2 protein-coding genes are annotated in these 6419 nt (G+C 69.5%); both read right to left on the minus strand.

The features are described from left to right. Positions 1–4 precede the first annotated feature (4 nt). Positions 5–1633 carry an MFS transporter gene (locus tag AC069T_RS16375; RefSeq protein ID WP_478783458.1) on the minus strand — a complete coding sequence of 543 codons (1629 nt, stop codon included), beginning with the start codon at positions 1631–1633 and terminating at the stop codon, positions 5–7. Positions 1634–1828: 195 nt separating this feature from the next. Next, positions 1829–6127, minus strand: coding sequence for a discoidin domain-containing protein (locus tag AC069T_RS16380; protein ID WP_478783388.1), 4299 nt, complete (start codon positions 6125–6127; stop codon positions 1829–1831). Positions 6128–6419 lie beyond the last annotated feature (292 nt).

Raw genomic sequence — 6419 nt, forward strand, 5'->3', positions numbered from 1 at the left:
GGTGTCAGCCGGGCGGGGGGCTCTTGCGGGTGTCCGGCCCCCGTGCCGCCACTCCGGGGGCCGAGTCCTCGGGGACGTTCCCGGCCGGCACACCGGGGACGGCCGCGCCGCCCTGGAGCCGCTCCAGGTCGTCCGGGCGCACCTGGATGACGATCACGGCGATCAGCGCGGCCACGACGGCGAGGACGGCCGCCACGACGAACGCGCTCGAGATGCCCGAGGTCAGCACCTGGTCGCTCCACGGCGGCGGGAGCTGTCCGGTTCTGCGGAACTCGAGCCGCTGGGCGGGGGTGGCCTGAGACATGAACTGCCGGATCTGGTCGGTGGCCTCGCTGCGGCTGGCCGTACCGAAGACGGTGACCAGCACGCTCAGGCCGAGCGAACCGCCCACCTGCTGGGTGGCGTTGAGGATGCCGGACGCGGCGCCCGACTCCTGCGGCGAGACACCCGAGACCGCCATCAGGGTAAGCGACACGAACTGCATGCCCATGCCGAAGCCGAAGACGAGCATCGGACCGAGGATGCTGCCGAGATACGTGCTGTCGACGTCGGTCAGCGTCAGCCAGCCGAGCCCGAGCGCGGCCAGGATCGAGCCGCCCGCCATGAACGGCTTGGGGCCCCACCGGGGCAGCATCTGCGAGGCGAAGCCCGCACCCACCGCGATGATCGCGCTCACCGGCAGGAAGGCAAGGCCCGCGCGCAGCGGACTGAAGTGCAGGACGTTCTGCACGAAGAGGGTCAGGAAGAAGAACATGCCGAACATCGCCGCGGCCAGCGTCAGCATCATTCCGTAGACACCCGCGCGGTTGCGGTCACGGAACATCCACAGCGGCGTGATGGGCTGCTTCGAGCGGCGCTCGACGACGATGAACGCGGCCAGCAGCAGCACCGCGGCCGCGAAGGACGCGAGGGTCAGGCTGTCGCTCCAGCCCTCCTCGGAGGCGCGGATGAAGCCGTAGACGAGCAGCACCATGCCCAGGGTGGAGGTGAGCGCGCCCAGGAGGTCGAAGTGGCCCGGGTGCCGCTCGGACTCGCGGATGTAGCGGGGCGTCGCGAGGACGATCAGCAGGCCGATGGGCACGTTGACGAAGAGGACCCAGCGCCAGTCGAGCCACTCCACGAGCAGTCCGCCCGCGAGGAGTCCGATCGCGCTGCCGCCGGCCGAGACGGCCGCGAACACGCCGAACGCCCGGTTGCGCTCGGGGCCCTCGCGGAACGTGGTGGTGATCAGCGCGAGGGCGGTGGGGGACGCGATGGCGCCGCCGACGCCCTGGAGCGAGCGGGCCGCGAGCAAGTGCCAGGCCTCCTGGGAGAGTCCGCCGAGCAGTGAGGCGAACACGAAGAGCAGGACGCCGAAGACGAAGACTCTGCGCCGGCCGAGGATGTCGCCCAGCCGTCCGCCGAGCAGGAGCAGCCCGCCGAAGGTCAGCGTGTAGGCGTTGATGACCCAGGAGAGGTTCTCGGTCGAGAAGCCGAGCGAGGTCTGGATGTGCGGCAGAGCGATGTTCACGATGGTGATGTCGAGAACCACCATCAGCTGGCACGAGGCGATGACGAGGAGTGCGATACCGCTGCCGTGGCCCCGCTCCGGGGCTTCGGCAGACTTCGGGGGTGTCGAGTGAGCGGCCGTCATCATGGGATGTCCGTGCGTCGTCGCAGGCCGGCGCGGGCGCCGGCATTCACTTGACCAACGTAAGCCGGGGTGTCCCGCTCCACCAGTCGATCAACGGCCGCGGACGTGCCCGTCCCGGGCGGTGTGCCGCACGGGCGGCGGGGTGGGAGACCCCGCCGCCCGCGCGGCTGTCCGGCCATCGGCGCGCGGTGCCCGCTACGGCAGCTGGTTGATCTTGAACGTGGACGTCGTGTTCCTCACGTCCTGCGCGTTGTCGCTCATCTTGAGGTTGTGGAAGGTGACTTCACCGACGGCGGGGCCCTGGCCGGCCTCCGGCATCTCGTTGGCCCACAGGCCGAAGCCGGACTTCGCGTCGTACGCGTCGCCGCTCCTGTGCGCCCCGGTGATCGTCACGTCCGTGAGGACGGTGTCCTTGATCGGGAACTGTGGCTGTCCTCCCACGTAGTTGGTCTGGAACATGATGCCGCTGTAGGTCGGATCGACGATGTCGACGTTGTTGACGCGGATCCCCTGGAAGACCTTCGAGGCGGAGAACATCCAGATCCCGGGGAAGGTCTGGGAACCCCAGAAGTGGCCTCCCGCCCGGACGACCGAGATGTTCTCCAGGGTCGTCGGAGCGGTGCCGAAGCCGTTCATCGGGTAACCGAAGTCCAGCGAGCTGACCGTGATGCCCGAGTAGACCAGTGTGTCGGCGATGTGGATGTTGCGGAAGGTGTTGTCGTACCCGCCGTAGACGGCGATGCCGGCCGCGCGCCAGGTCAGGATCGATGTGAGGTTCTCGTACAGGTTGTTCTTCTCGTCGGCCCCGCCCGCGTCGATCGCGGAGAACAGCGCGAAGCTGTCGTCGCCGGTCGCCCGCGCCTCGTTGTTGACGACGTGGTTGTCCGTGCTGCCGTTGGTCATGTTGATGCCGTCGGCGAACATGTCGCGGATCCGGGAGTTCTTGATGGTGATGCCGTCGGTGTTGGCGCCCCAGTAGAGGCACACCATGTGTTCGTTCCAGATGTTGTCGATGGTGATGTCGGAGACGTTGGAGAAGTCGAAGACCTTGCCGGGGCCGTCGATGCGCGAGGTGTAGTTGCCGAAGTACGCGAAGTTCGCGAACGACGACCCCTTGGCACTGGCCTCGGCCCGGAAACCGATGTCCGTGTTCTCCTGCGACGACGGGGCGTGGAAGCGTGTGTACCAGGGGCCTGCGCCGACGACCCTGACCGCCTTGCCGTAGACCTGGAACTTGCTCGACGTCTCGTAGTCACCGGCGGGCAGGTAGACGCCGACGAGCTTGCCGGTGGTGTCCATGCGTACCTTGTCGAGCGCGTTCTGCACGTCCTGGTGGGAGAAGCCGGCCGGCACGGTGTAGGCGGCCGGGTCCGGGTTCGGGACCGCCGAGGCCTGCTCCAGGCTCACGAAGTCGATCGCGTACTTGGAGTCGTTGGCGGCGTCCTTCTGGAGCCGTATCCTGCTGCCGGCCGGGACGGTCTGGCCGAGCATCAGGTTCGCCTCGTCGTAGATGTGCCGCGGTGACCCCGAGCCGGGCGAGTTGCCCGGGCCCGTCTCCGCCCCGTACAGCCAGGCGTACTTCGACGTCAGATCGACGGCCTTGAGGAACTTGCCGTCGACGTAGACGTTCAGGGTGGAGTTCGTGCCGCCGCCTCCCGCGGAGTCCGGGAGGGAGAAGCGGGTCACCAGGGTGTTGGCGGCGGCCTTGGTGGTCCATTCCACGTAGTTGCCGGTGTTGTTGAGGGTGACGGCCCTGCGGCCCGACGCCTCGCCCGCGATGTCGCCGACGGTGCGGTTGGGTCCTACGGTCTGTGCGCCGCCGCCCGCGGTGCCGTCCTCGGCCTCGTACATGTCGTACGGCATGTTGGCGCCCCGGCCGACGAACAGGGAGTGGCTGGTCGTGTTGTTGTCCCGCTTGACCGGCAGTTCGTTGGCATCGGCCGCGATCACGGTCCTCACGGTGAACTTGCCCTTGCCGGCGGTCCAGGTTCCGAGCTTCACCGGGGAGGCGGTGTCACCGGCCGCGATGGCCCCGTCGTAGGAACCGGTGAGCGTCTTGACGGTCGTGCCGGCGGAGTCGAGGACGGTGAGAGTGATGCCGTGGCCGCCGCTCGCGGAGGCCACCGTGCCCTGGTTCTTCAGGGTCACGGAGAAGGTGACCGTGCTGCCCTCGGCCGGTGCGCCGGGCGACCAGCCGACGGAGGCGGCCACCAGGTCGGAGCTGGAGACGGGCTTGACGACGAGGGAGGTCGGGCTGGTGTAGGAGTTGTTCCCCTCGTTCTGCTCGATGACCTTGCCGGCCGGGTCCGCGACGGCACTGACCCGGTAGGTCCCGGCGTCACGGGCGCCGATGTCGGCGGTGACGGTCGTGGACGCACCGGCGGCGAGCGCGCCGACGGCGGCGGTGCCCGCCTTGCTGCCGCCGAGGCGGAACTCGACGTCGGTGGCCTCGGAGGCCTCCGTACCGGTGTTGCGCACGGTCGCGGTCAGCTTCACCGCGTCGGACTCCACGGGACTCGCCGGTGCCGAGGTGATGCCGGTGACCTGGAGGTCGGGGTTGGGCGCCGGGGTGCCCAGGACCTGGAACTCGGCGACCTGTCCGGCCGAGGAGCCGGAGTTCGCGGTGAACACCAGCTGGACGTCCGCGATGCGGCCGGTGACGGGGATGCGCACCGTGTTCCCGCTCGCCGGGTCGAACGTGTAGTCCTTGGCGGCGGCCAGGCTCGTGAACGAGGTGGCCTTCTGCTCACGGCCGAGGACCTGGATCCGCTGGGTCCTGGCGGCCCACGCGGCGTCGGGACTGAGCTTGAGGACCACGGTGCCGACGTCGGCGTTGGCGCCGAGCTTCACCGTCAGGCTGTTCGGGTAAGTGCCGGGACCGCCCTCCCAGTAGGTGCTGGTCCTGTCGTCGTTGGCGTTCTCCGCGACGAAGGTGAAGACGCTGGACGAGGCGGTGACCGGCTTGCCCACGGCGAGGTTCGCGTCGTCGCTCGTGGAACCGTTGCGGGTGACGGTGTTGCTGTCGGCGGACTGGTTGCCCGCCGCGTCCTTGGCGCGCACGTAGTAGGCGACGGTCGCCGAGGCGGGCTGGGTGTCCGTGTACGTCGTGACGTCACCGGCGACGCTCTTGCGCAGGGTTCCGTTCGCGTAGAGGTCGTAGCCGGTCACCTTCACGTTGTCCGTGGACGCCCGCCAGGTGAGCTCGACCTGTCCGCCGGCGGTCTCGGTGAAGGCCAGGTCGGCAGGGGCGGTCGGGGCCTGGGTGTCGCCCGAATCACCCTTGCGGGTCACGGTGTTGCTGTCGGCGGACTGGTTGCCCGCCGCGTCCTTGGCCCGCACGTAGTAGGCGACGGTGGCCGAGGCGGGCTGGGTGTCCGTGTACGTCGTGACGTCGCCGGCGACGGAGGTGCGCAGCTCCCCGTTGGCGTAGATGTCGTACCCGGTGACCCTGAGGTTGTCGGTGGCGGCCTTCCAGGTCAGCTTGATCTGGCCGGAGGCGGGTTCGGTGTAGGCCAGGTCGGCGGGCGCGGCCGGCGCCTGGGTGTCGCCCGTGGTGGGCCCGTACACCTCCAGTTCCGACAACTGCCCGGCCGGCCGGCCCGTGTTGGCCGAGACGAGCACCCGGACGAAGCGGGTCGTGGTGGCGTTGAAGGACAGGCTCTGCGTGAGGTCGTTCGCCTCGTTGAAGTCGTAGCCCTTCGAGGCGGTCAGGTCGCTGAAGTCCGAGCCGTTCGTGCCGGCCTGGAGTTTGAGCGTCTGGGTCCTGGCGCCCCAGCCGGACGGCAGTCGCAGCACCACGCGGTCGACGCGCACGGACGCGCCGAGGTCCACCTGGACCCACTGCGGAAGTTCGCCGTTCCTGCTCTCCCAGTAACTGGTGCGGTTCCCGTCGCCGGCGTTCGCGGCCACGTAGGTCTGCGTGGTGCTGCTGGCCGTGAACTGCTTGCCCGCGGCCAGGTTCGCGGAGGAGTCGCTCGCGCCGTGCACCTCCAGCTCCGAGAGCTGCGCGGCGGCCCAGCCGGTGTTCGCGGTGATGGTGATCCGCACGTGGCGGGCCTGGGTGGCCGGGAACGCGATGGTCACGGTGTTGCCCGCGCCCGGCGTGAAGGCGTACGACGCCGAGGACTTGATCGTGTCGAAGCTGGTGCCGTCACCACTGCCCTGTACCGCGAGCGTCTGGTTCCGGCTCTCCCAGGAGGCGGGCAGCTTCAGGACCACCTCGTCGATGCGGGCGGCCGCCCCGAGGTCGGCCTGCACCCACTGGGGGAAACCGGGGCCCGAGCTCTCCCAGTACGTGGACGCGTCTCCGTCGGTGGTCCGGGATGCGCCGTACTCGGCCTTGGAGCTGCTCGCCGTGGCGCTCCTGCCCGCGGCGAGGTTGGGGCCGCCGGCCGCCGTGGCCGTGGTCGTGGTCAGTGCGGGGAGCCCGATGAGGGCGAGCGCTGCGGTCAGCAGAGCGGCCAGCAAGCGGCCTCTCCAACGGTGTCTGGTCATCCTTCTCCTGCCCTGGAGGGGTGTCACGGGGGACGCGGAAGAGCCGCAAGGGAGCAAGGGTCGCCTTTTTGCGTTCAGTTGTTGGAGAGTTGCACGGTGATGTTGTTGAGTCCACAGTCCGCACAGAGAAAGTTGCCCTTCGCTGTGCGGCAGGACACACGAGCGAGCGGCGGCACGGAGAGGGGGCCCGGCAGCGGGCACAGCACAGGGGGGGGGGGGGGGCGGGGGGGGGTGGGGGGGGGGGGGGGGGGGGGGGGGGGTTTGCTTTTCCCTTCTCTCTGTGTGGGGGCCC

It is taken from the genome of Streptomyces sp. NPDC043867 (assembly GCF_056435845.1).

Coding starts and splice junctions, on each gene's coding strand:
- AC069T_RS16380 (WP_478783388.1), bottom strand. CDS start 6,127: ATGACCAGACACCGTTGGAGAGGCCGCTTGCTGGCCGCTCTGCTGACC.
- AC069T_RS16375 (WP_478783458.1), bottom strand. CDS start 1,633: ATGACGGCCGCTCACTCGACACCCCCGAAGTCTGCCGAAGCCCCGGAG.